This is a genomic window from Pseudomonas kurunegalensis (assembly GCF_030291635.1).
GTDB lineage: Bacteria > Pseudomonadota > Gammaproteobacteria > Pseudomonadales > Pseudomonadaceae > Aquipseudomonas > Aquipseudomonas monteilii.
The window spans coordinates 5,389,448-5,412,786 of record NZ_CP127871.1 but is presented as its reverse complement, the minus strand read 5'-3'; the positions used below and the strand labels follow the sequence as shown (position 1 = coordinate 5,412,786).

At 56.7% G+C, this 23,339-nt stretch carries 18 protein-coding genes; 13 read left to right on the top strand and 5 right to left on the bottom strand.

Translation table 11 applies throughout. The features are described from left to right. Positions 1–74: 74 nt before the first annotated feature. Both QQ992_RS24675 and QQ992_RS24670 read left to right on the top strand, forming a co-directional pair. Positions 75–1,610: an MFS transporter gene (locus QQ992_RS24675; protein WP_286111387.1), complete on the top strand. Its 1,536-nt coding sequence runs from the start codon at positions 75–77 to the stop codon at positions 1,608–1,610. 88 nt (positions 1,611–1,698) lie between these two features. Beyond that, entirely contained in the window at positions 1,699–4,092 is a 2,394-nt protein-coding gene (locus QQ992_RS24670) for a TonB-dependent siderophore receptor (protein WP_286111386.1), read from the top strand. Positions 4,093–4,157: 65 nt separating this feature from the next. On the opposite strand, the gene QQ992_RS24665 is transcribed toward QQ992_RS24670, so the two are convergent. Next, entirely contained in the window at positions 4,158–5,033 is an 876-nt protein-coding gene (locus QQ992_RS24665; RefSeq protein WP_286111385.1) for a BrxR family helix-turn-helix transcriptional regulator, read from the bottom strand. 119 nt (positions 5,034–5,152) lie between these two features. Between QQ992_RS24665 and QQ992_RS24660 the strand changes: the two genes are divergently transcribed. From QQ992_RS24660 to QQ992_RS24650, 3 genes are all read left to right on the top strand, one after another. Next, positions 5,153–5,419: a hypothetical protein gene (locus QQ992_RS24660; RefSeq protein ID WP_286111384.1), complete on the top strand. Its 267-nt coding sequence runs from the start codon at positions 5,153–5,155 to the stop codon at positions 5,417–5,419. Positions 5,420–5,652: 233 nt separating this feature from the next. Further along, positions 5,653–6,333: an EcsC family protein gene (locus QQ992_RS24655; RefSeq protein WP_286111382.1), complete on the top strand. Its 681-nt coding sequence runs from the start codon at positions 5,653–5,655 to the stop codon at positions 6,331–6,333. A 161-nt stretch (positions 6,334–6,494) separates the two neighbouring features. Continuing rightward, complete coding sequence (locus tag QQ992_RS24650; RefSeq protein ID WP_286111381.1) at positions 6,495–6,866, top strand: hypothetical protein; 372 nt, start codon at positions 6,495–6,497, stop codon at positions 6,864–6,866. A 386-nt stretch (positions 6,867–7,252) separates the two neighbouring features. Here the strand turns inward: QQ992_RS24650 and QQ992_RS24645 are convergent, their stop codons facing one another. The 3 genes from QQ992_RS24645 to QQ992_RS24635 all read right to left on the bottom strand — a co-directional run bounded on the left by QQ992_RS24645 (position 7,253) and on the right by QQ992_RS24635 (position 10,934). Further along, positions 7,253–8,443 (bottom strand): ComEC/Rec2 family competence protein, encoded by a 1,191-nt coding sequence (locus QQ992_RS24645; RefSeq protein ID WP_286111380.1) that lies wholly within the window; start codon positions 8,441–8,443, stop codon positions 7,253–7,255. A 353-nt stretch (positions 8,444–8,796) separates the two neighbouring features. Continuing rightward, complete coding sequence (locus tag QQ992_RS24640; protein WP_286111379.1) at positions 8,797–9,999, bottom strand: hypothetical protein; 1,203 nt, start codon at positions 9,997–9,999, stop codon at positions 8,797–8,799. 62 nt (positions 10,000–10,061) lie between these two features. After that, positions 10,062–10,934, bottom strand: a complete 873-nt coding sequence (locus QQ992_RS24635; protein WP_286111378.1) for a helix-turn-helix transcriptional regulator — start codon at positions 10,932–10,934, stop codon at positions 10,062–10,064. Between the two features lie 120 nt (positions 10,935–11,054). Here QQ992_RS24635 and QQ992_RS24630 point away from each other — a divergent pair, with 120 nt between their 5' ends. The 5 genes from QQ992_RS24630 (at position 11,055) to QQ992_RS24610 (ending at position 16,907) form a co-directional block, all read left to right on the top strand. After that, entirely contained in the window at positions 11,055–11,318 is a 264-nt protein-coding gene (locus QQ992_RS24630) for a hypothetical protein (RefSeq protein WP_286111377.1), read from the top strand. 277 nt (positions 11,319–11,595) lie between these two features. Next, the gene (locus tag QQ992_RS24625) at positions 11,596–12,471 is read left to right on the top strand and encodes a hypothetical protein (protein ID WP_286111375.1); all 876 of its coding nucleotides are present in this window, start codon (positions 11,596–11,598) and stop codon (positions 12,469–12,471) included. Positions 12,472–12,526: 55 nt separating this feature from the next. Further along, a complete protein-coding gene (locus tag QQ992_RS24620) occupies positions 12,527–14,158 on the top strand; it encodes a GTPase (RefSeq protein ID WP_286111373.1) in 1,632 nt (543 codons plus the stop codon). Then, complete coding sequence (locus tag QQ992_RS24615; protein WP_350157654.1) at positions 14,091–15,890, top strand: LeoA/HP0731 family dynamin-like GTPase; 1,800 nt, start codon at positions 14,091–14,093, stop codon at positions 15,888–15,890. Before QQ992_RS24620 ends, QQ992_RS24615 begins: the two co-directional genes overlap by 68 nt. Positions 15,891–15,995: 105 nt before the next feature. Further along, positions 15,996–16,907: a restriction endonuclease gene (locus tag QQ992_RS24610; protein WP_286111371.1), complete on the top strand. Its 912-nt coding sequence runs from the start codon at positions 15,996–15,998 to the stop codon at positions 16,905–16,907. Positions 16,908–17,207: 300 nt separating this feature from the next. Here QQ992_RS24610 and QQ992_RS24605 read toward each other — a convergent pair whose 3' ends face one another. Next, positions 17,208–18,665 carry a DUF726 domain-containing protein gene (locus QQ992_RS24605; protein WP_286111370.1) on the bottom strand — a complete coding sequence of 486 codons (1,458 nt, stop codon included), beginning with the start codon at positions 18,663–18,665 and terminating at the stop codon, positions 17,208–17,210. A gap of 321 nt (positions 18,666–18,986) precedes the next feature. On the opposite strand from QQ992_RS24605, the gene QQ992_RS24600 reads away from it, so the two are divergent. From QQ992_RS24600 to QQ992_RS24590, 3 genes are read left to right on the top strand one after another with little or no spacing between them, the layout of a single operon-like run. Continuing rightward, positions 18,987–19,730 (top strand): hypothetical protein, encoded by a 744-nt coding sequence (locus QQ992_RS24600; protein WP_286111369.1) that lies wholly within the window; start codon positions 18,987–18,989, stop codon positions 19,728–19,730. Then, on the top strand, positions 19,727–21,247 hold the full coding sequence (locus QQ992_RS24595; protein WP_286111367.1) for a DUF262 domain-containing protein: 1,521 nt from the start codon (positions 19,727–19,729) through the stop codon (positions 21,245–21,247). The genes QQ992_RS24600 and QQ992_RS24595 overlap by 4 nt, the downstream gene beginning before the upstream one ends. Continuing rightward, positions 21,237–23,267 carry a DUF262 domain-containing protein gene (locus tag QQ992_RS24590; protein WP_286111366.1) on the top strand — a complete coding sequence of 677 codons (2,031 nt, stop codon included), beginning with the start codon at positions 21,237–21,239 and terminating at the stop codon, positions 23,265–23,267. The genes QQ992_RS24595 and QQ992_RS24590 overlap by 11 nt, the downstream gene beginning before the upstream one ends. Positions 23,268–23,339: the final 72 nt, after the last annotated feature.

Genomic DNA, 23,339 nt, shown 5'->3' with positions numbered 1-23,339 from the left:
GGTTGGCGGCGTTATGGTGAGGCCAACACTACAAGGCTGGCGCTGCGGCGACCAGCCCGTATCTGGAGCCTGCCATGCCTGCCCCCTCTGCACGCTTTACCCTGCTCACTGCCTCCCTGGTCTGTGCGTTGATCATCCTCGACACCAACATTGTCGCCGTCAGCCTGCCCAGCATCGCCCGCGACCTGTCCGGCTCGTTCGCCGATATCGAGTGGGTGGTCAGTGCCTATTTGCTGGCCTTCGCCGCCTGCCTGCTGCCCGCCGGCAGCCTGGCCGACCGCTTCGGCCGGCGGCGCATGCTGCTGCTTGGCCTGGCCCTGTTCGGCATCGCTTCGCTGGCGTGCGGTGCGGCGCCCAACCTGCTGTTCCTCGACCTGGCCAGGGCCGCCAAGGGGATTGGTGCCGCGTTGCTGCTGACTTCGGCCCTGGCGGCGATCGGCAACCGCTTTCATGAACCCCAGGAACGCATGCGTGCCTGGGCCTTCTGGGGGGCCTGCATGGGCGCCACCATCACCCTGGCGCCGCTGCTGGGTGGCGTGATTGCCAGCACCTTGGGCTGGCGCTGGATTTTCTACATTAACCTGCCGTTGGTGGCATTGCTGGCGGTGATGGTCTTGCGCAGTGTCGAGGAATCTCGCGACAGCGCCGCCGCGCGGCTCGACCCTTGGGGCAGCCTGACCTTCGCCGGCAGCCTGGGCTACCTGATCTGGGCGATGATCGATGCCAACCAGGTGGGCTGGGGCAGCGCGAAAACCCTCGGTCGACTGGTGATCAGTGCCTTCCTGTTCGGCCTGTTCATCATGGTGGAGCGCAGCCAGACGCGGCCGATGATCGACCTGCAGCTGATGCGTAGCGGGCGTTTCGTTGGTGCCTTGCTGGGCATGTTCGCCTACGCAGCCTGCGCCCAGGTGATGATGACCCTGCTGCCGCTTTACTTGCAGAGCGGCTTGCAACTGTCACCCTTGGCGGCTGGCGCAGGCATGTTGCCATTCGCCATCGCCATGCTGCTGACACCGCGCTTGGGTATGCGCCTGGCTGCCCACATGAGCCCGGCGCAAGTATTTGCACTGGGCCTGGTGCTGGTGGGCACGGGCAACCTGCTGTGTGCCTGGGCCACGCGCCACGGCGGCTATGGCGCATTCGCCCTGGCCAGCCTGGTGCTGGGCGCGGGTGCCGGTCTGCTGAATGGCGATACACAGAAGAACATCATGGCGTGTGTGCCGCGTGAGCGAACCGGAATGGCCTCGGGGTTGAGTACCACCATTCGGTTTGGCGCGATCGTGCTGGCCATTGGCGTGCTCGGCAGTGTGCTGGCTACGCGCAGCGGGCAGTTGCTGCACGCATCCATGGCTGCTGTAGCCCCCGCGCAATCGGGCCAGGTTGCTGCGATGGCCGCGCGGGTTGCCGCAGGGGACTTGCAGGCGGCGCTGGCGTTGCTCGACCCGGGTTTACGTGACGCAGTAGCTCCCGTTGCGCGGCAGGCCTTCATGGGTGGTTTTCAGGCCGTGTTGCAGGTTGCGGGTGTTGCCGCGCTGTTGTTTGCGGTGTTGGTTGGCGTGCTGCTGAACCGCCCGCTGCCCACCCGGCAGGGCGTGCTGATAGCGCCGTAAAATAAATGAGGTGTTTTCTCATTCTCGTTCGGCTTGTAGAGAAGGCCGGAATACAGGCCGCCCCGCCGACCCCCTACGGAGCGAGAGAATGAGTTCTACCCCGGTTTCACAGCGCCATCCTTTGAGCCGTGCCGTGCACGCTGCTTTCCTGGGCCTGGTTGTCAGTAGCGCTGCGTTGCCTGCGCTTGCGCAAGCTGCAAACGCTGAGCACAACAACCAAGTCCAGCAATGGAACATTCCAGGCGGCCCACTGGCGCCGGCGCTTGACCACTTTGCGCGCCAGGCTGGTATCAGCCTGTCCTACGACGCACAGAGCATCGCCAACCGCAACACGGCGGGCGTTCAGGGTACGCTGGGCACCTCGGCTGCACTCTCGTCGCTGTTGCAGGGGACCGAGCTTCAGGCTGAGCAGCAAGGCCCGGGTGCCTACCTGGTGGTGCCGCAGCCCAAAGCTGCCGGCCCGCTGGAGCTGGGTGCGACCGAGGATTACCGCCTGGCGCCCATCATCATCAACTCCAAGGTCAAGGCCAGTGCCGATGACGACATCAACTCGGTGGTTGCCAAGGAGCTGTGGGTAGGTGGCAAGGTAGCGACCAGCATCCTCAACACGCCAGCGTCGGTGTCTGTGGTCACCAACAAGGAAATGCAGCAGCGCAGTGTCAGCACCACGGAAGAGGCGCTGCAATACACCCCTGGCGTGGTCAGCGACTTCTACGGCTCGGACGACCGCAACGATTACTTCCAGATCCGCGGCTTTCAGGCCACCACTTACCGTGACGGCCTGACCTTGAGCTCGATGCGGGGTGTGCGTGAAGACCCTTACGCCTACGAGCGCATCGAGATTCTGCGCGGCGCCAACTCCACCCTGTTCGGCCCGGCAGACCCGGGCGGTTCGTTGAACTTCGTGACCAAGCAGCCTCGCTTCGAAAAGTTTGGCCAGGGTTACGTGACCTATGGCTCCTATGACCATGCCGAGACCGGCATCGATGTGGGCGATGCGCTGAACGACGAACAAACGCTGGCCGGCCGCTTCACAGCCAAGATGCAGAACAGCGACCGCGAGTACGACCATTCGCAGGACGACAACCGCTTCGTGATGGGCGGCTTGACCTGGGCGCCTACCGACTTCACTTCGGCCACGGTGATCCTCGACTACCTGAAGACCAACAGCTCGCCAAACAGTGGTGGTTACCCACTGGACAAGGAATACGACCGCAGCGATTTCTACGGCGAGCCCGGCTACAACTTCCACGATGTCGAGCGCACCAGCCTCAGCGGCAACATCACCCACGACTTCGATAACGGCTTCACGCTGCGCAGTAACCTGCGTTACAGCGAGTTGACCGATGACTTTGGCTATGTCTACCTGAGCGACAGCGCTTCGCGTGTGGGTACCACCATACCGCGCTATGTATTCGGCACTGACAGCGATGCCGACCAGCTCAACGGCAACCTGATGTTGCAATACGACGCCCAGCTCGAGCACATCGACAGCAGCACCTTGGTGGGTGTGGAATACCTCGACTCCACCACCAAGCAGAGTTCGGTGTACAGCCTTGCACCGTCCATCGACATTGCCAACCCCGTGTTCACCGGCGTTCCCGGTGGCGTTACGCCCTATACCCGCAAGAAAAACGACGCCACCACCAAGGCCGTGTTCCTGCAGCAGAACCTGTCCTTCTACGACCGCCTGATCGCAACAGCGGGTGTGCGTAATGACTCCATGGACCTGTCCAGCACGGAGTACGTGGGCGGGGTGAACAAGCAAAGCGACAACTTCTCTGAAACGTCCTACCGGGGCGCGCTGACGTACATCGTCAACGATGAGGTCTCCACTTATGTGAGCATGGTGGAGTCGGTTTCGCCTCCGCAGGTTGGCGTAACGCCGCAGACCGGCAGGCAGTACGAAGTGGGCGTGAAGTACTCGCCACTGGGCATGGATGCGTTGTTCTCTGCAGCCGTTTATGACCTGACCCAGGAAAACGTCACCATCGCCGTCGTGCTGCCGAGCGGCATCATCGAGCAGCAGACGGTGGGTGAGTCACGAGCACGTGGCCTGGACCTGGAAGCCAAGGCGCAAGTTACGCAAAACCTCAGCCTGATCGGTGCCTATTCCTACATGGAAACCGAGGTGCTGCGCGGTGCGCTGTATGACGGTACTTCGCTCAAGGGCAAGGAATTCACCGTGGCGCCGAAGCATACGGCTTCGCTGTGGAGCTACTACGACATTGCCAATACGGATGTGAGCGTTGGCCTGGGTGCTCGGTACGTGGGTGGCTATTACATGGATGCTGCCAACACCAAGAAAAGCGACGGCACCACACTGTTTGACGCGGCGCTGAACTACAAGATTGCCAAGGGGACAGACCTTGCGCTGAATGTGAGCAACCTGTTTGACGAACAGCATGTGGTGGGGTCGGGGACGGCGAACTACTACAACCCGGGGCGGGAGGTTACGGCCAAGTTGAGTTATAGCTGGTAAGCCGAGGGGCAGTGCTGTAGCGCCCGCAACGTGGCGAGCATTGCCCCTGCTCCCGACATCCGGGGTCAGTACTTCATCAACCACGGGTCCAGCGCCTGGAGGTTGCTGACCACCAGTTGCTGGGCCTCGGGCAGTATCGCCATGTTGCGGTGGTCGATCTGATACCGCTGCAACACGTACTTCACCAACGCCCTGCGGCTGGGCACCACCAATTGCCCATCCGTCATGCCGTAGTCGGTTTCGATGATTGCCTTCTGCGCCGCGTTCAAGCGCCAATCGGGCTCGAAGATGATCGGCACTTCGACATTCCAGTCTTCATCCTGCTCGCGCGTGTTCGGCGAGGTGTCGAGCAAGTCCGGCTGCCCACGCAGTCGGCTGAGGACGAAGTCGCGGTACTGGCCGTTCTTTTCACAGTAGGCCCGTACGTGCCAGCGCATGCCGGTGTACACCAGCGTGTGCGGGGCGATCAGGCGCACCTCGACGTTGGGGGTGTTGAAGGACACGTACTCGGTTTCCAGCCGCCGGCCTTCACGGCAGGCCTTGAGCAAGGGGCGCAGCACCTCGGGCCGAATGGGCCGATCAGGCACTTCCAGCACCCGGGTGTGTGCATAAGCCAGTGCCAGCCCATCGATGTGCGGGGCGCGTTCATTGTTCTGGTACAGCAGGTGCAGATAGGCGCTGGCGCTGTTGTCGATGAACAGCGGCTCGAACTGTTCGCTCGGTACATAGCCCTTGATCTGCTTGTCATACGTCAAGTTTTCGGGCGCATGTTCGGTGATGTAGGTATTGATGTCCTTCGACGCCTGCTGGCGGCTGATGCCAAAGCTCTGCATCAGGTGGCCCGTGGTCAGCCGGCCTTCCCACCAGGCAACGGTTTCGATCAGGCGATAGCGAAGTGCCAGGTCCCAGCGTACCTGCTCGATGGATTGCTTACGTTTCATACCCTCTCCATGTGCGCGATTACTTTACCTGTATAAGTCTACATTCTAGACGTGTAGTTTTGCATTACATATCTTTGGCTCGTCTTCGGAATACATCGGGGGCTGCAAAGGACATGAGTATGACGATGCCGGAAGTGGTTGCGACGGGGGCCTTGGTGGCGATGGGGGTCATTCTGCTGGTGCTGATTCAGCAGGGGTTGAGGTTGGGTGAGCTTGGGAAGAAGGTGGAGCATTGCCAGCGGGATTTGCGCTGGTTGCAGATTTGGGAGATGGAGAACCGGGAGCTTAGGGCGGCGGTGCGGGCGGAGCGGGAGCATGTGGGGCAGTTGCAGAGGAAGGTGGTGATCTTGCAGGACCTAGCCTTCGGGGACGGGCGGCAAGTATGAGTAACATTGAGCGGGTCAGCGACTGCCTGCCGCTGGAGATACACTGGGCTGCACCACCCTTGATAGCGCGGTTTTGATCAGAGCAGGGCGCAAGTGAACACGGTAATGATGCTAGCCAGAATTATGGCTAAATGCCATTATTGGAAACAGTTTTGATATCGACCATTTCAGCCTTGGTCCCCACTAAGCCTGGTGCAGGTAGCGGACCAACAACTTCTCGAACGGAATCTGGTATGACCACCGAAAAAGCAGAAAGCAGCTCATCACTGATGAAGATGGTAGAAGCCATCGCAATCAGTCCTCAGGATGCACGGGAGCTGGTCGCTCAGTACCAGGTTCAAGCACGCAACGCCTCGCCGTCTGCAACCGAGCAGAAAATTGAGGACGTGGTTGTAGACAAGATCATCAGCCGGTACTCGAAGCTGGCCGCCACATCCGGTGCTGCCACCGCACTTCCAGGTGTTATCCCTGGGATCGGCACCGCCGTGAGCGCAGTGGGTGGAGGGCTGGCGGATATTTCAGTGTGCATGAAGCTGCAGATTGATATGACCATGTGCCTTGCAGTGGCGATCAACGGCAAGATGTCCAACGAAGATGCTAAGCACATGTCGTACATTATTGCGTTGTACGGTTCGCTGGAGCAGATGGGGTCTGCGGGAACGACCAGAATCGCTAGCAAAGCGGGGGTGCGCATGGTCAAAAAGTACCTGACAGGGCCGGTGCTTGTGGTGATCAAGGACTTGTTTGCGAAGATTGGGATTTCGTTTACCCAGAAGGCTGCAGCAAAGGTCATTCCATTTGGGATTGGAGTTGTGGTGGGAGGCACGGCGAACTATGCGCTTACTAAGTATGTGGGGAAAACGGCTCGGGATGCGTTTCGGTTGAGTGTTAAGGAGGAGGTTGCTGCTGAGTAGTGGGCGGTGTTTGAGTTGTGTGGAAAGGCTTGAAATAAAGCTCAGTGGTATTGTTTTTGCTGGGTTGGTCGTCTGGCAGGCAAGGGGGCAGGGCCGGGGTAATTTGAAACAACTCGGTATCTATTTGTTTTGGCTAGTAAAAAAGTGTTTGGTTAACTTGCTTGGAATACCAGTTGGAACGCTGCGTGGCCTGGATTCCGGTGGACGGTGCTGTTGGAGCTACGCGCCATAAACGAACCGGGATCAGATCTATAGAAAAATCGGCCGCCCGGGGCGCTCTTGGCCTGTCTGGGCCAGTCGTTCATCAGCTAAGGGTGCTGTTCCCAGGGTTTTTTGACCACGATATGCTGGGCTTCGAGCCTGGTTGCGAGGGTCGATGTGATAGCGCTGCAGCACGTTTTTCATTAAGGCCTTGCGGCTTTGTACCACATGATAAGAAAAAATACCCGCACATGATTTGCAATATTGTGTTCGATGTTTTCGTGTTTAGTTTCACAGTGCCTTTCGGATCAAAAAACAAAATTGTTGACTGAGAAAATCAAAGCTACTAAGTTTTTCATTTGTTGAAGAAGTGCTGCTAGGGCAAAAGGGTAAGGCACAAACAGAGGTTTTGGATATAACTGAAAACATTAAAAAATATAATTAACTCCTATATATAGATATTTCAAGAATGGACATCTGCTCCTCTTGAGGAAATGCCAAAAGAAATGCTGGGTAAAATTAAATAGCTAGGTTTGGAGTTTTATGCAAAGCGACTAGAAGACAGCTGGGTTAAGTTTCTAGATCGGCGATACGCAACTTTTTATTGGACGATGGAATATTTCGAAAGCTGGAGTCATGAGCATCCACGCCCGACAGGAATAGTAGGTACGAGCGCGTGAATGCGTGGCGCTAAACAGATGCTTTCGCATGAGCAATGTCAGAGCCAGATGTCTCCACGCTTCCTGGCTGAAGTGTTGGTCGGCTGGATCGACCAGCCTGCGCTTTGATGTAGCCCAATGGCCGCAGTGTTGGGATGATGATAGCGATTTGGTATACCGTAAGAAACGGCTGCCAGGGCTCCTTGAGACATAGGGATGGGAGGAGGCCCAGTGAAGGCACCTCCGTGATGGGTTATCGCAATTGCAGAAAACTGAGTCCCAATGCCAAGGGGCAATAGGGAGTAAGGTAGATCACCCGAGAGTAGAACGGGTCCTCCAGCCCTGATTATCCTCATCGCATATCCACTGTCATTTCGATTGCTGCGAGCGCCTGTACCTTTCCATAGTTCTATTCCACTCCCGATGCTAAGGAACGGAGCAGAAAGCAGAGTCAGGTTGGTACCCAGAAGAGCCTGGAGCCGGGCCGCATTTGGCCCGACTGGTTGATCAGGCGCATACCACGCGAGGTTCCGAAGCTCCGGAATTTTGCTGACGGCTAACGAATAGTGGTCAAAGTCCCAGTGAGACAGGACGACAAATCCCGATTGAGGCACCCTTTTCTGTTCGAGAAACACGCTGGGGAATGTCTTGTGATGAAAGAACAGCGGCTCTCCTACGTCAAAGTACCCCATGATTGGAGATGTGATGTTTTTGCTGGGATGGATGGCTGAAAAGCTAGCTTGACCGACATCAACTACTCTCACAAACGGACCGCTCGCGTTTCGTTGAGGACGCCAACTTGAAAGCTGTTGGACGTGTTTCGCATCAGGAGCTTGGCAAAACTCGACCAGCTTTTGTTCAAGTCTACTTGCCGCAAACGGCCCACCTCCTATGCGGACAGCGTCGGTGATGTTCGTGCGAACGACCTTTCCGCCGTAGTCACCATCAGCGGAGAGGTACCAAGCTGGAGGATCTCCTGGACTGTCTTGGAGCTTGAACTCGATCCAGCTTCCCTCTTCCCAATTGCTCCCTGGGAAGCGCGCTTCTAAACGATTGATGGTTGAAAGGATCCGAACTATCAAAAGATCATCAGCCGTGTCCCTGACGCTCACACCCTTCTGGATTGCTTCTACTCGAAGGCTATCCAAAACTAAATTCACGCGCCCCCGGTTACTCTCCTTAGGGTCAGGGTAAGTCACTGCTTCAACAAAGCCATAAGCCTTAATAACCGGCCTTCCCTGCCCATCCATGGTCAATCCTCACGCATGATCAATGACGCTTTGAAAACCCAGATTCCCCAAGAGCATCGCGTTGCGATGAAAAGGCCCAGGGGGGCCTCGGTGCTTGCAGGATTTTATACCTCCAACACACAGGGCGCCCCCCTGGAAGATATAGGATGAGCAGTCTCTATTCCAGGCGGAATGTACCAGGTACCTGTACGATAGGGCTGTGCACATCGACAGCAACCGGTGGAGAACCAGATACGGCCATGGGCACTCGTTCGCTCGAAATGTTTGTCTACCGCGATAAAAGGGGACAGATTTATATTTTGCGTTCCGGTGTTCAATCAACACCGGAACGTGGGTAGGCATGGGGGGCAGGATCAATTCGGCTTGGCTACCGTCGCGGCATCCTTGCTTAATGCAGGAGCGGCTACATGTACCTTGGCCTCAGACAACGCAATACAGCGGTGTGCATAGCTGCCGATCTCTTTCAAAGCGATATTTCGATAGCAAGCGGGACAGATTAACAACGTATCGCCGAAGCGGAACTGACGAAACGCCCTGACGCTATACAAACCATTTGGCCCATCGTAGCTCTCCAGTTGCCACGGGTCGCTGCTGAAGACCTCCTTCGGATAATCCTTTTCGTTCAACACATAGCTCAGCTCGGTATTGTCCCTGATTTTGATCAGATTGGCGGCGGAATAGACCCACAGGTCCAAGAGGGCCGGCAACAGCATGGCATTGACGAAGATGCACCCGAGCAGCACCAGTGCGGCTCTGCCAGTGCGCTGCATCGCATTGCCGTTTGTCAGATAAAAGACGAAAACCGGCGCTAGGTACAGGAACATTATCAGCAAGCAGAGAGCGATAGCCCCGAATGCCTCTTCGTCGCTATCTCCGCCCCGCCACGTCATGAGGGCTAGTTGGGCGGGCATCACTCCACTCACTGAAGTAAACGCTAGCAGCGCACCTAGCCAGCCAACGAGGGCTGTGTAATAGAGTCTGCGATGCAAGGGTTTGCGGGGACCCGGCGGCAGCTCCAGTACTTTGCTATGCAGGAGCGTATCGCGGCGAAGCAGAACTATCACGGCACAAGCGGCAGCGACTACGACGATAGGGAAGAAGTAGCCTGGGGCAATTGTGTAATCAAACATGGCCCCCAGCAGATTGAGCGATAGCAGTAGGTAGCCCCCGCCTACGATGAGGCCAAAGCGAAAAGCGAGCCTCTTTTCCAGTTCTCTGTCAACGGTGCATACAGACATGCTCAACGTGAAGACCACAGACGGTACCGATACGATGAGCAGCAGCGACGCAAGTATCAGCAGGCTGAAGAATAACCAGGCGACGAGGTTTGAGGGGTTACCTAACGAACTCAGGATCAACTCGGGGTGATGGATTACCCAGAGATACTTGGTGAGGAGTGAGATTGAGATAAGCGTTGAAACTACCGGCAGCCACCATTTGATATCGGCGAGGAGTTTGAATAGTGCCTGGTGGGGGCTGCTGGAGGCGGAGGGGTCGGGCGTTGAAGCGGGTGATGGGCTTTGCGGGATGGTTGTGGGGGGAGATACGGCTGTCATGAGCGTGTGTTTCTTCCTTGAGTGCAGTGTTCGTAGTTATGGGGTGCAACGAGCACGTTGAATCAGTCGTAGAGCCAAGGTTTCAGCGCGTTCAAGTTAGCGATCACGACCTGCTGCGCTTCTGGCTTAGGGTTCAGGTTCTTGGGGTCGATTTGATAGCGTTGCAGCACATACTTGACCAACGCTTGCCTGCTCGGGATCTCCAGCCGGCCATTCAGCATGCCGTAGTCACCCTCTATGATCGCCTTCTGCGCGCCATCGAGCCGCGGGTCAGGCTCCAAGATCACCGATACCTCAGTGTTCCATACTGTATCGCCTTCGATGCCGTTGCCATTGCCGTCCAGCAGGTCTGGCTTGCCGCGCATGCGGCTGAGCACGAAGTCGCGGTAAGCGCTGTTTTTCTCGCAGTAAGCCCGGACGTGCCAGCGCATGCCGGTATGAACCAAAGTATGCGGCTCGATCAAGCGAATCTCAGGCTCGGGGTTGGTCAGCGAAACGTATTCGACCTCTAGTCGCAACCCTTCCCGGCAAGCCCGCAAAAGGGGCCGAAGCACCTCAGGCTGAATGCTGCGATCGGGAACTTGCAACATCAATGTATGCGCATAGGCCAGCTTCAGCCCTTCGATATGCGGGGCTCGTTCATTGTTCTGGGCAATCATATTGAGGTAGGCGCTAGCGCTGAGGTCGATGAAGCGTGGTTTGAAGTGTGGCGTAGGAACGTAGCCTTTGATCCGCTTATCATATGTCAAGTTTCTTGACGCATGCTCGCTGATGTAGGTGTTGATGTCTTTAGACGCTTGCTGGCGGCTGATGCCAAAGCTCTGGATCAGGTGTCCCGTGGTCAGCCGGCCTTCCCACCAGGCAACGGTCTCGATCAAACGATAGCGAAGTGCCAGGTCCCAGCGGACCTGAGCGATAGATTGCTTGCGTTTCATAGCCCCTCCGTGTGTTCCATAACTTTACCTGTATGAGTCAACACTATGGACCTGTCATTTAAGGCTACATATCGTCTGCCTGGCATTGATTGCACATGGCCACTGTTTAGGGAGAGGGATATGAGTCTGTATGACTGGCTGACGGCGGGTGCGCTGGGCTTGATTGGGGTGATCTTGGTAGTGCTGTTGGTGAAGTACCTGCGGTTGCGGGAGATCTGGATGGGCCTTAGCCGGTGCAGAGAAATGCTGCGCTGGGCCAAGGTGTTCGAGAGCGAGAACCTCGAACTGAAACGTAGCTTGCGCGCCGAGCAGCGTATAAGCGGGCAGCTCAAAGCGCAGGTGGACCGGTTGAGTGCAAGCGTGAAGGTAAAGGAGAACGACTGATGCCGATTCGCCCTATGCCTTACACGCTGGAGTGCTCTAAGTGCCGCTGGTGCAAGACCGTTGCACCGGCCAGTGACGCGCTGCAACCGGGGGAGTGGTACAGCTGCTGTCCACGGTGTAATGGCCAAGTACGCAAGAAAATACTCAGCGGCCCGATACAACGTTTAGTCGCTCAATGGTGGCAGTCGTTGCGGCGAAGGTGAACTTGACAGTCGTAGTGGCAAAATGCAATTTACCGAGTTGAATTGGATCCAGCCTAGAATGAACAGGGAACGATATGAGTAGGGCTCAAGATTTCTCCAAGCTATACGCTCGGGTAGCGAATGACATTGCCACCGCGCTGGATGATGTCTCCCGGCTGGACGTGAGTAACGACAAAGGCAACGCCCACCTTGCCAACGTCAAGGAAAAGCTCGGCGAAATGAAGTCGCGCTTCGACGGCGAAATCACCTATCTGGAGAAGCACGCCGAGTGGGAAAACTTCACCATCGCATTCTTCGGTGAAACCAACGCTGGCAAGAGCACCATCATCGAAAGCCTGCGGATCCTGTTCGAAGAGAAGAAGCGTCAAGCGCTGATCGAGCGTAACCAGGCGACCGCCAAAAACATCCAGGCGGTGTTCTCTAGCAAAAGCGATGAGCTGATCGAAGAACTCAGCACACGCTACGTGCATTTCTGCGAAGACATCGCCACTTTAGGCGACGATATCGGGGCGTTGGTCAACCAGACCCAGCGCGATTTAGCGAGTACCCGCCAACAGTTGGCGCACACCCAGCAGGATCTTACCTATAGCAAAGAGCGCCTGACCAGTGCGAATACCGACCTGGAAAGCACCCGCCAATCGCTGCAGGGCAGCGAGGCGCGGTTAAGCCAGAGCCAGCTGGCGCTCACTCAGACTCAAACCGCGATGCAGCAGGTTGAGCTTCAGCTGCAAGGCGTGCGGGCCGATTTCCAGCGTAGCCAGCAACAGCTGACCGAGCAAAGTAATCAGTTGCAGGCGACTCAAGCGCAGCTGAGCGAATGCCAGCGCCAGGGCGAAGCAACTCGCGTCGCGCTTGAGCAGAGTGGCAAAATGAAGTTGTGGTTTGGGCTGTTCGGCGGCGTGGTGATCGGTGCCATTGCCGGTGCCGTGGGCTATATGCAGTTGATGTGAGCCAGGGCGGTGATCGCCTTGAACTGACTTTCATTTCATAGACTCCGGACTCCCCATGCGCGAACAACATTCTTTGAGCGAGCTGGTCAGCGACAGGCTGCCCACTCTGCTGAAGCAACAGCAACAACTTGAGCGCCTGCAGCGCGTTGCAGGCCAAGTCGATGGCGAAATCGTCGGCACCGGTCAGGAAGACTTCACTCAGGACAACGTCGTTTATCACTTCACCCACCAAGGCAAGTCATTCCAGTTGATCGACGTGCCAGGCATCGAAGGCAACGAGAAGAAATATGAAGCGATGGTGCAAGCGGCCATCGCCAAGGCTCATTTGGTGTTCTACGTGAACGGCACCAACAAAAAGCCCGAACAGAACACCGCGCAGAAGATCAAGCATTACCTGAACCGTGATGCCAAGGTGTATGCCATCTGCAACTTGCGCGGCAAGGGTGACACCTACGAATTCGAGCGCGACCGCGAGTCGCTTGAGCAGACCCACAAAGACGCGGCAGCGATGCGCGACCAGACCCAAGAAGTGCTTGAGGACATGCTCGGCGCCGAACTGGTCAGTGGCTGCCAAACACTGCAAGGGCTGCTGGGCTTTGCCAGCGTGGCCTTCGATCAGCGAGGCCTAACCAGCATCCACCCCAGCCGCACCGACTTGCTCAAGTCGCAGCGCACCTACCTGCAAGACTTCACCAGCCAGCAGGCCATGCGCAGCTTCAGCCGGTTAGAACAATTGCAGGATGTCATCGGCAACAGCTGCGCCAACTTCGAGGTGGACATTGTCGAAAGCAACAAGCGCAAAGTGCTGCGCCTGTTGCAAGACACCGTCAATGACCTGCAAAAGCATCGTAACGAGCACCAGACTTTCTCCGAGAAAATCGGTGCCGAGGTCCAGGAGTGCCAGGACGTCATCCGCAAAAGTTTCGATGAACTCAAAAGCAGCTTTACCTCCAAGCGTAATAGCGCATTGGACCGCTTCTTCAATGAACTGAACTCGGCCGCCCGTGATGCGGTTGAAGAGCATTTCAGCGACAAAGATGATGTAGAGCGGGTGATTCAACAGCATGTCAGCGAGGGCCAGGATCGGCTAGCCGAGCGCTTGGAAACCATTCAGCAGCAATTGCTCGCGGACCTTACCCAAGCGATCGAACGCGCGCTCAAACGCCTGCAAGAAAATGCCAAGCGGGTGAGTTTCCAGCAGCAGTTGAGCGAAGCGGCGAACAACTCGTTGTCGCTCTCCAGCGCCATGGACGCGATCAGCTTCAACTTCTCCGACGTCGGCAGCTTCCTGCTCAGTATTGGCGGCTATGCGCTCAGCGGTTTTGGCATAGGCACGGTATTCCCAGGGATCGGCAACATAGTCGGGGCAATCGTCGGCGGCTTGTTCGGCCTGTTGGCTGCGGGCCTGAGCTACTTCTTTGGCGGGCGCGGCAAAAAAATCGCTGAAGCCCAGGAACAGGTGGCCAAGGCCATTCAAACCGAGCGCGAAAAAGTCACCAAGACGTTCGCCACCGACACCAAAGGGATGCTGGCGAAAATCGGCGAGCAGATCGAAGACAGCGTGCTGCGCCAGCTCAAAGACGAGCGCCGGAAGATGGCCGATGTCACTGCCTTGTTCGATGAAAAAATTGCCTCGATCCAGGCCCTCAAACAGCAAGTGGAAGCCAAACCCCATGGAACAATTTAAACAGTTCAACGCCAGCAAAACCGAGGTCATCAAGTCGCTCGACAACCTGCACAAGCTGGTTGGCGCGCTTGAAGAATTGGGCCTGGATGTTTCGCAAGACATCGATAAAATCAAGAAAGCCATTGGTGACGTGCAGTCCGATGCCCTGCGTATCGCCTTGCTCGGGGCATTCTCTGATGGCAAAACCAGCGTGGTGGCCGGTTGGCTTGGCCAGGTAATGAAGGACATGAAGATCGACACCAACGAGTCCTCAGACGCGCTGGCGATCTACCGCCCAGCCAGCCTCCAGGACCGTTGTGAAATCGTCGACACCCCTGGCCTCTTCGGTGACAAAGAGAAGGCAGCGGAAAACGGCGCCTTGGTGCAATACGGCGATATCACCAAGAATTACATTTCTGAAGCGCACCTGATTTTCTACGTCGTCGACGCCACCAACCCGCTGAAAGACAGCCACCAAGACATCGTGCGTTGGGTGCTACGCGACCTGAACAAACTCAGCTCGACCATTTTCGTCATCAATAAAATGGACGAGGTCGCCGACTTGCGCGACCCCGAAGAGTTCGAGCAACAGAGCGCCATCAAGAAAACCAACCTGCTGAACAAGCTGCAGCGCTTCGTCGAGCTAACGCCTGCGGAACGCGAAGCGATCAACGTGGTGTGCGTGGCCTCCAACCCCAACAGCCGCGGACTGGACTTCTGGCTTGAGCAAAAAGACCTTTACGACCAGCGCTCGCGTATCGGCGAACTCAAGCTGGTGACTCAGCAAGTGCTGGACGGCAGCGGCCGCGATACCTTGATCAAAAAGACCGGCATCGATGTGGTGCGCGATGTACTGGGCAAGAAGATCGCCGTCGCTCAAGACGAGCTGATCAAGTTCAGGTTACTCGCCGATAACCAGCGCCTCGATTCGGCGCGCATTCAAGAGGACATTGCAGAGGGCAAACGTAAGGTCCTGGCTACAGTCGGCAACCTCTACGAGGAACTGAACAACCTCGAAACCGACCTGCTTAACAGCATTCGCACGTTGCCCCGTGACCAGGTGCACGCGTTCCTGGAATCGAAAATTGGCTTCACCAAGGACGATATTGGCGAAAAGTTGCGTTTTCGCATCGATCACCTGTTCAGCACCGCGTTCAACCAGTCTTCCAGCATCATGAATGGCATCAGCGCGAAGATCGAACATCAGCTCGACAGTTCTTCCGACTTCGCCGACAGCATTGCAGCCTCAGCCTTGGCAGCCTCTAGCCGAGCGTTGAGCGCGGTTTCCAAGATTCCGGTCGAAAGCATCAAGAACGGGGTGTTCCTCGCGCGGGAAACGTTGAAGAACCTTACGGGTTACGTTTACAAGTTCAAACCCTGGGAAGCGACCAAGCTAGCGGCCAATATCAGCCGTTGGGCCGGGCCGATCGGTGCGGGGATCCAGGTGCTGACCGATGCCATCAGCGTGGTTCAGCAGCAACGTGCCGAGGCCGAGCTGAAGCAGTTGCAAAATGACTTGGCTGAAGTAGTGAAGAGCCACTTTGCTGAGCCCATGAAGTTGCTTCAGGATCATGAAAAGGTGATGGAAATTTTCGCGCCGCAGATTAAAGCGTTCGAGAAGATTTTGCAGGATCAGGAGCAGAGCTTGGAAGACTTGCGCAGGCGGCAGGAGCAGTTGGCGGAGTTGGAAAGCCATCTGAGTCAGGCGTTTGGCGCGCGTGCACCGATTGAGGGGGAGTATCAGGTGGTTTGATAGCCAGACCTCCAAGTATCTGCACGTTCATCGGCCCTAGGTTTTCCCGATGGGGGCAGGGCTGCGAGCGTGCAGAGCAGCATTGATTGAACATAAGGAGCCTGGATGTCCATCCCAGATTTTCAAACCATCATGCGCCCGGTACTGAAATCGGTACGCGACGGCGTAGCGATGCCGCTGAGCGCGTTGCGCGAGCACGTCGCTGATGTCTTCCAGTTGAGCGAGAACGAGCGCAAAGAGCGCCTGCCATCGGGCCGCCAGACGGTGATCAACAACCGAGTAGGCTGGGCTCGGACCTACCTGAATAAAGCCGGTTTGCTGACTATTCCCAGCAAAGGGATGGTGCAGATCACCGCGCGTGGCCGGGAAGCGCTAGCCAATGGGCCCGAGCGGCTCACCGTGACCTGGTTGAAGCAATTTCCCGAATTTGCCGACTTCCACACAGCCAAACCACAAATGGTCGATGTGCTGGAAGGGCTTGAGACCGAGGTGCCCGAGATTACACCAGACGAGCAACTGGCGCAGGCGCATCAGGCGCTTTTGCAATCGTTGGCTGATGAAATTCTCACACAAGTGAGGGCGGCAACACCGGCTTTTTTTGAGCAGCTGGTTGTCGATTTGATGCTTGCCATGGGCTACGGCGGGTCGCGAAGAGAGGCCGGTAGAGCCACACAGGCCACCAATGACGATGGCATTGACGGGATCATAAAGGAAGACAAGCTCGGCCTGGATGTTATCTACCTGCAAGCCAAGCGCTGGACTAACACCGTGCATCGGCCCGAGATCGATAAATTCATCGGCGCGCTGACCCGGCAGCGGGCGCGCAAAGGCGTGTTTATTACGACCTCGGAATTCTCGATAGGGGCTCGGGAGGCCGCACTTGGGTTGGATATCAAGGTGGTGTTGATTGATGGCGTCGAGCTGGCGCGGTTGATGGTTGAGAATAATTTGGGGGTTAGTGTGAAGCAGGTTTATGAGGTGAAGCAGATGGATAGTGACTATTTTGGGGAGGAGTGAGGGGGAGGGGGATAGTCGGTTGTGTGGGAGATCAGCAGCCCTGTTACCCATTCTCGAATGCTCCGTTTATAGCTCTTCGCTTTAAGTCACCCAGTCTATCTCGCTTGACGCTGTAAACAGCCGAATGTCAGTACTTCATCAACTAGGGCTGCAGTTGCTGGAGGTTACACACCACCAATCGCTGGGCGTCTGGGCGCTGAACAGCGCGCCAACATGTTCGATGAGTTCGAGGCAGAAGTCTTTTGCTGCAATCATGGTGGCTTCCTTTCTGACTTTGGTTGCGCTTGGTGCGTGGATGTCTCAGCGGTGTCTGAATCCACGCTCGCTCCCCCAGTGAACCCGCGCAAAAAACACCACAGCCACGGCGGGTATCAATGCCGAGTAGCCGGGTTTCAGCGCGGTCTTGAAATTAGTCATCCAGCGGCCGGCTATATGCGTGCCCAGTAGCTCGGGCAACGCCGACAGCATTTTCCAGCTTGCTAGTTGCGTGATATTGAGGGTCCCGCCGGTGACTGCTAGCGTTTGGGAGGTTTCCACCTCTGGAGCAGAGGCTGAAGCCTTGACGTAGGAGGCCAAGGTCAAGCGCTCAGCCAGTGCGTCGACATGGCTGAAATAGGTGTCAGCAGGCATGGCCTTCACTGCGGCAATAGGCGAGCTGCTGAAGGGATGACCTTCCGGGAACGCGTTGTCGAACACTTGCCGAACCAACAGCGCCTCTAACTCCACGACGGCGCCGCAACGTTGTCGGTCATTGCCCAGGTCGAAGTGCTCCACCAGCATGTCTAGCAGCGCGGCGTAGGCAATACCCCGGCCCCGCACGAAATTCACCATGCAGTGGCCACCCAGGTACTGCATTTCGCGGACGAAGGAGTGCAGCGGCTGTTGCTCATCAATGCTGGTCCAACTGCTGGTTTTGAGGTGTTTGATGCCTTGGGCCAGTACCTCTCGCGGGGCGCCTTGAAGCAGGCCATACAGCAGGACGTCGTTGAGCACCGGGTCTTGCAACTGAGGCTGGCCGATTTGTTGGCCGTTGAAGCCGGCAAACCCCGTGCGCATGAGCACATCATGCAGTTTCGGCCAGTAATCCAGGTGGCCGAATTTGGTCATTTCAACGTTATCGAAGGGCCTAACTTCATGCCGTCCTAGGCACTTTTCATCGGCATTGAGCAGCAACACACCGTCTGACTTGGAGTAGGCGTTAATTACACGTTTCGCGGTGTCGTTCAATGTCTGTGCTTCGTCCGCCGACACTTCTACAGCAGCAGCCATCAACAGCACGTCATTGATGACCAGGTCGCACGCATCGCGGTTTTGGGCCAGTTTGCGCAGCGCGCTGATCACCACTCGTCCGCCCAAAGAGTGGCCGACAAGGTTTACGTGGGTGACGTAGGGGTAGTGTTCTAGCAGGTACTCCCCCAGCTCATCGAGCAGGGCTTCGCCAACGAGATTCGCGCGTTTGCGGGACATCGCGAAATGCACGGCTCTGTCCCCGGCAAACGCTGCCAGCGTTGCTGCGGGGTGCAGGCGTGAGGCGCCGAAGATGACATTGCGCGAAAGCTTGCCGATCGAACCGAAGTGGCTGGATTCCCAAAACGCCAGCAGGTTGATATCGGTATTCAAGGTCTGCGGAATCTGGCTGACCAGCAGTGTCCGGTCGGTGAAGTTGTGGCCCGCGGAGTAACCGTGGATAAACACGTTGGCGGTGGTGGCAGTGCTGTTAAAGGCTTGGGTAGTGAAACTGAAGTGCTGGGGTTTCAAGGGCGAGAGCTCCGGGCGAGGGCGCGATCTACAGGGGCTTAGCATGTCAGGCTAGGTGGCATACTGCCAGCCTGCTGGCGCAATCACGCCGTTGATCTTGCTTGACGTTTCTGCTGTCTCAGGTGGCACCCCAAGCAGAAAACCAGGCTCGACGAGGGATTCTAGAGTCTTAGTCATGCAATAGTGGCATTATGCCCCTTCAGTCATGCGGCGTCCGCTTGGTGATGGATCTCGCGGCTTTCTGCGGTCATCCCAACATTTGCAATCGTCGCAAATCAGCTCGTTACATCCATCCAAGGTCCCGCTCAAGGAATGAAGGCAATGATCAAGAAATCGGTGACGGAGCTCGCGTTCGTCAACAGTAAATCGCCCTTACCCACAGTCGAAGTCGATTCGCAGTCCATTGAGGACGCAGGTTTCAGCATCTACCGCACTGTGATGCAGGTACTCACCCAATTGGCAGAGCAAGATGCTTCACTGCTGGCGACTCTCTATATGTACGGTACGGTCAGCGTCAATTTCCGCGAGCCGTGCTGGTCTGAGTTTTTGCTGGTTGCAGGTCCAGAAAAGGTGCTGCGCGCCTTGGGGGTCGGTTTTGAACGTTTGCCGGCCGTGAAGTCGCGATTCAGTGATTACGTTCCGTCTTCCGCAGCCCTGCGCACCTTCCATGTCCAGGATGGCTTAGTGTGGGAACAAGAGGATGCCAGTACTTGGTACTCCCATGCCCAGACGCTGGCTGATCTAACCGCTGAAGTCGACGAGGCTGAAGAGGGCGACGACGATGGTGAGCTTATCGAGGAAGATGAAGTGGAAGAGACCTGGGATGCCGAGGTTCTGGAGGCTTCGGATGACCAGGAAGAAGACTCGACGGTCGTTATCGGAAACCGGAAGGCGGCTCGCTATCGGGCCGCGCGCTCGGATGCGAAAGTGAGCACAATCCGGGCAAGGATCGAAGAAGTCTTCGGATTACCGGAAGGCTCTGTCGCACTCTGTGGGCCAGACGGCCGCGCGTTACGAGGAAACGCGCTGATCAGGACGTTGCGTAGACGGTGGGACGAAAATTGATCCGGGAAATCCTACCCGCCAAGCCGGCTTCGCTTGTACGGGTCAGTACTCTGTCTTTCGCCGAATTACTCAATGCAAGCGATTGGCCGTTGGCATTGGACAGCTATCAGCGTGGTTTCGTCTGGGGGCCAGACAAGCTGACGCAACTGGTCAATGACCTAGCAACATATGCAGCACAGGCGGATACCGTCCTGCCTTACTACATGGGTGGTGTACTACTGCATCGCGACGCAAACCAGTCGAAGCGGTTCATCATCGATGGTCAGCAGCGCATCACCGCGCTGTCGCTGTTGTACCACCGCTCTAGCGGCAAGCTGCCAGTGGGGCAGGCACTCAGCTATTCGGGACAATCCGCGCGACATATTGCTGAAGGGTTGCAGGCATTGAAGCAAATGGAGGCGATTGCGCCGCAGATCATCGAAAGGCTGCGGCTGACAGTGATCGAAGTGGACAGCACTGACCTCGCTTTCACCTTCTTCGACACCCAGAACAACCGCGGGGTGCGCTTGGAGGCCACTGACCTGCTCAAGGCCTATCACCTGCGCGCGATCGACTACGCGCAAGGGAAGACTGAACTCAAGGCTGCACTGCAGAGGGACTGTGCAGAGCGCTGGGAGAGCCTGCAACGCCACCCGGCGGTGCTGAGCCCAGGTCAGGACTTCGCCCCTAACTTATTCAATCGTTTTCTCTGGCGTGCGCGGCGTTGGCGCGGATCGCACACGCCTGCGGGGAGGCACGAACCGCTCCTGGCAGAATTCCAGCGCGACACTTGGCCCCACGCCGCCGACAGCCGTAGCCGTATTGACAGCGTGCCGCTCTACGCGACCCGGCACAATCGGCTAGCGTCCTGCATGACGCTGGCGGGGGATGGTGATTATGTGCTGCAGGGTAGCCAGCTGCGAGTCGGGCAAAATCCTGCAAGCCTGCCTATGGCGTTGCGTCAGCCCATCCATGAAGGTGTCGGGTTCTTTCTATACGTGGACAAGTACGCAGCGTTGCTGCAACGGCTAATGAATGATCCTGCGCCTTGTCCGCAGGTCCGTATCTTCCGCACGATTTATAAACAGCTGCTGCGTAGTAACCAGGAGTACCTGCGCGAGATCTTCATGCTCTGTAGCCTGATGTATGTCGATCAGTTCGACGTTGAACAACTGACCGCTTTTGCCCTGCGCTTGGAGTTTTTGCTGGGCGCGATTCGCCTGGAGAGAAAACAGGTCAAGCAGGAAACCGCGGCCAATTTCTTCAGGCTGGCCGAGCTGAACCTGTTGGATGTGATTGCCCAGAGTTACCACCCGAAGCAGGTGCTGGATTTCCTTCAGCACCGACAACAAGCGGTGGCGTCTTCATATGCTAACGAAACGGTATCAGCAGGGCAGGGGGTGCAGGGGCGATACAAGAGGGCGGTCCTGGATTTCTATCAAGGGCAGTTGGACTCCGAATGCTCGACCCTTGCGGGTAAATCGCTATGGCTCGAAACGTACTTGAAGACTTGCCAGGAAGATCGCCATGAGTATTGATTCCCGTCTCTTCACCTTGGAGCAGCTGGCTCATCAAGACGACGCGGCCTGGTGCTTCAACGTGCCTATCTACCAGCGTCTGTACGTCTGGGGTGATGATCAGATCAAGACATTGCTGACCGATATGGCGAATGCCTTTGATCGGGACGAAGACCAGTTTTTTCTGGGTGGTGCCCTGGTGGTCGAAAAAACCTCTGAACAAGATCGCCTTAAGGGTCTGCGCCGCTTCGACCTGATCGATGGGCAGCAGCGCTTCACGACGCTGTGGATGCTCAGCACGGTCGCCATATGGAACCAAGTGATGGGCGACTTCAGCAGGGTAGTGCTGAAGGACAGCGTGATTCCTCGCCTGCATTTCTCGATCCGCGAGCAGGTGAACGCCTTCCTTGCCAGCATGATGCCTGGCAAAAGTGGAGCAAGCTCAGAGATCCCCGATACTCAAAGCATGAGAGAAGCTCAGCAACTGATGGCTTCTTTCAAGCAGACCTACAAGCGTGCGGATGGCAAGCCTGTGGATGACGAATACCTCAAGGAACTGGCCTGCTTCGTTTATCGCAAGGTTTTGCTCGTGCTCACACAGGTGCCTGAGGGGATGGACTTGAACAAGTTGTTTGAAGTCATCAACAACCGCGGCATCCAGCTCCAGCATCACGAAATTCTCAAGGCTAGGCTACTGCGCGACATCCCCGCCGAAAGCCGTTCCCGTTACGCAGCTTTGTGGAACGCTTGTGCCGACATGAGTGGCTTTGTCGAACGTAATCTCTGCCAGGATACACGGCTGGAGGCTCACCGTTTGGGTGACCTCTATAGCAAAGGGCAGTTGCTTCACGCAGTAGCTGTGCACGGGCTGCTGTCGCGAAGAGCCGAGGCTCCACAGGTGGAATCTGCTGAGCGGCTGACCTTGGAGAACATTGTCAACGGCGCAGATCCCAAGTTTGACAATGGACCCGCGACCATCGCGATGGACGAAGGGGAGGCACCATGGGCGCGCAGTATTATTGGCTTCCCTTTGTTCCTTCTGCATGTGCTGCGTATCTGGTTGAAAGAGCAAGGGCAGCCGGATCTGCCCCGTGTGCTGGATCGGCACCTGCTTACCTTGTTCGAGGCCCATTTACTGCAGCCGGCGGAGCCCGCGCAGCGTACCGTGAGGGCACAAGGGTTCATCGACCTGCTTTGGCGTATGCGAGTGCTTTGGGATGAATACGTCATCAAGTGGGTCGATCAGGGGGATGACGAGGTTCATCAAATTTGCCACACCTCGATCTCTGCCAATGATGACAAGCGTTACATCAATCGCAGCCGTGACAATGATCTGAAACAAGGCATGTCGTTACTGCAGAGCATGCTCTACCACTCCCAGGAGATCACCACCCATTATTGGTTGACTCCGTTCCTCTATTTCATCCACAAGCATGCGCAAACCGTGCGTGGCAGCGTGGAGGAGGTTGAGCGCTACTACGGCTTCCTGTGCCATTTGGATAACCAATTGCTAGGGGAAGTGACGAGCGATCCCTTGGTAGTGCGCACGCGGGCATTCATGAATGAGCCCTGGCGTACCGCTGCTGCGCTTCAGTTCGAGGCAGTGTTGCCCTGCGATTACGGCGTCGACTTTGCCCATTACTGGTTCTACAAGCTGGACTTTGTGCTCTGGCATGAGCAGCATCGTGATCATGACGCATGGGGCAACTTTCGCTTCACAGCCAAGAACTCGGTGGAACATATTTCGCCGCAGAATCCACAGGCGACCGATACCAATAAGGTCACCAGCGCCTGGCTGAACCGCTTTGGCAATCTGGCGCTGGTCTCGCGCAGCATCAACTCCGAGTACAGCAATTTGCCGTACAACGAAAAGCGCCAGCGATTCCTCAACAAGCGAGCCCTTGAGAAGCGGCCAGACTCTTTGAAAATGGACTTGATCTATTCGAGCAACGAATGGGGTGATGCAAGGGCGGCTGAGCATCAGGCTGCCATGCAGGCAGCAATGCAGCGCCACTACCAAAGGCGTTTTGCGGTTGAGTAGCGTGGAGTGAATGACAGCGGTCACCAGTTCACAACGTGACATTCGGAATTGGTGAGCGATGGTTGGCTGTCT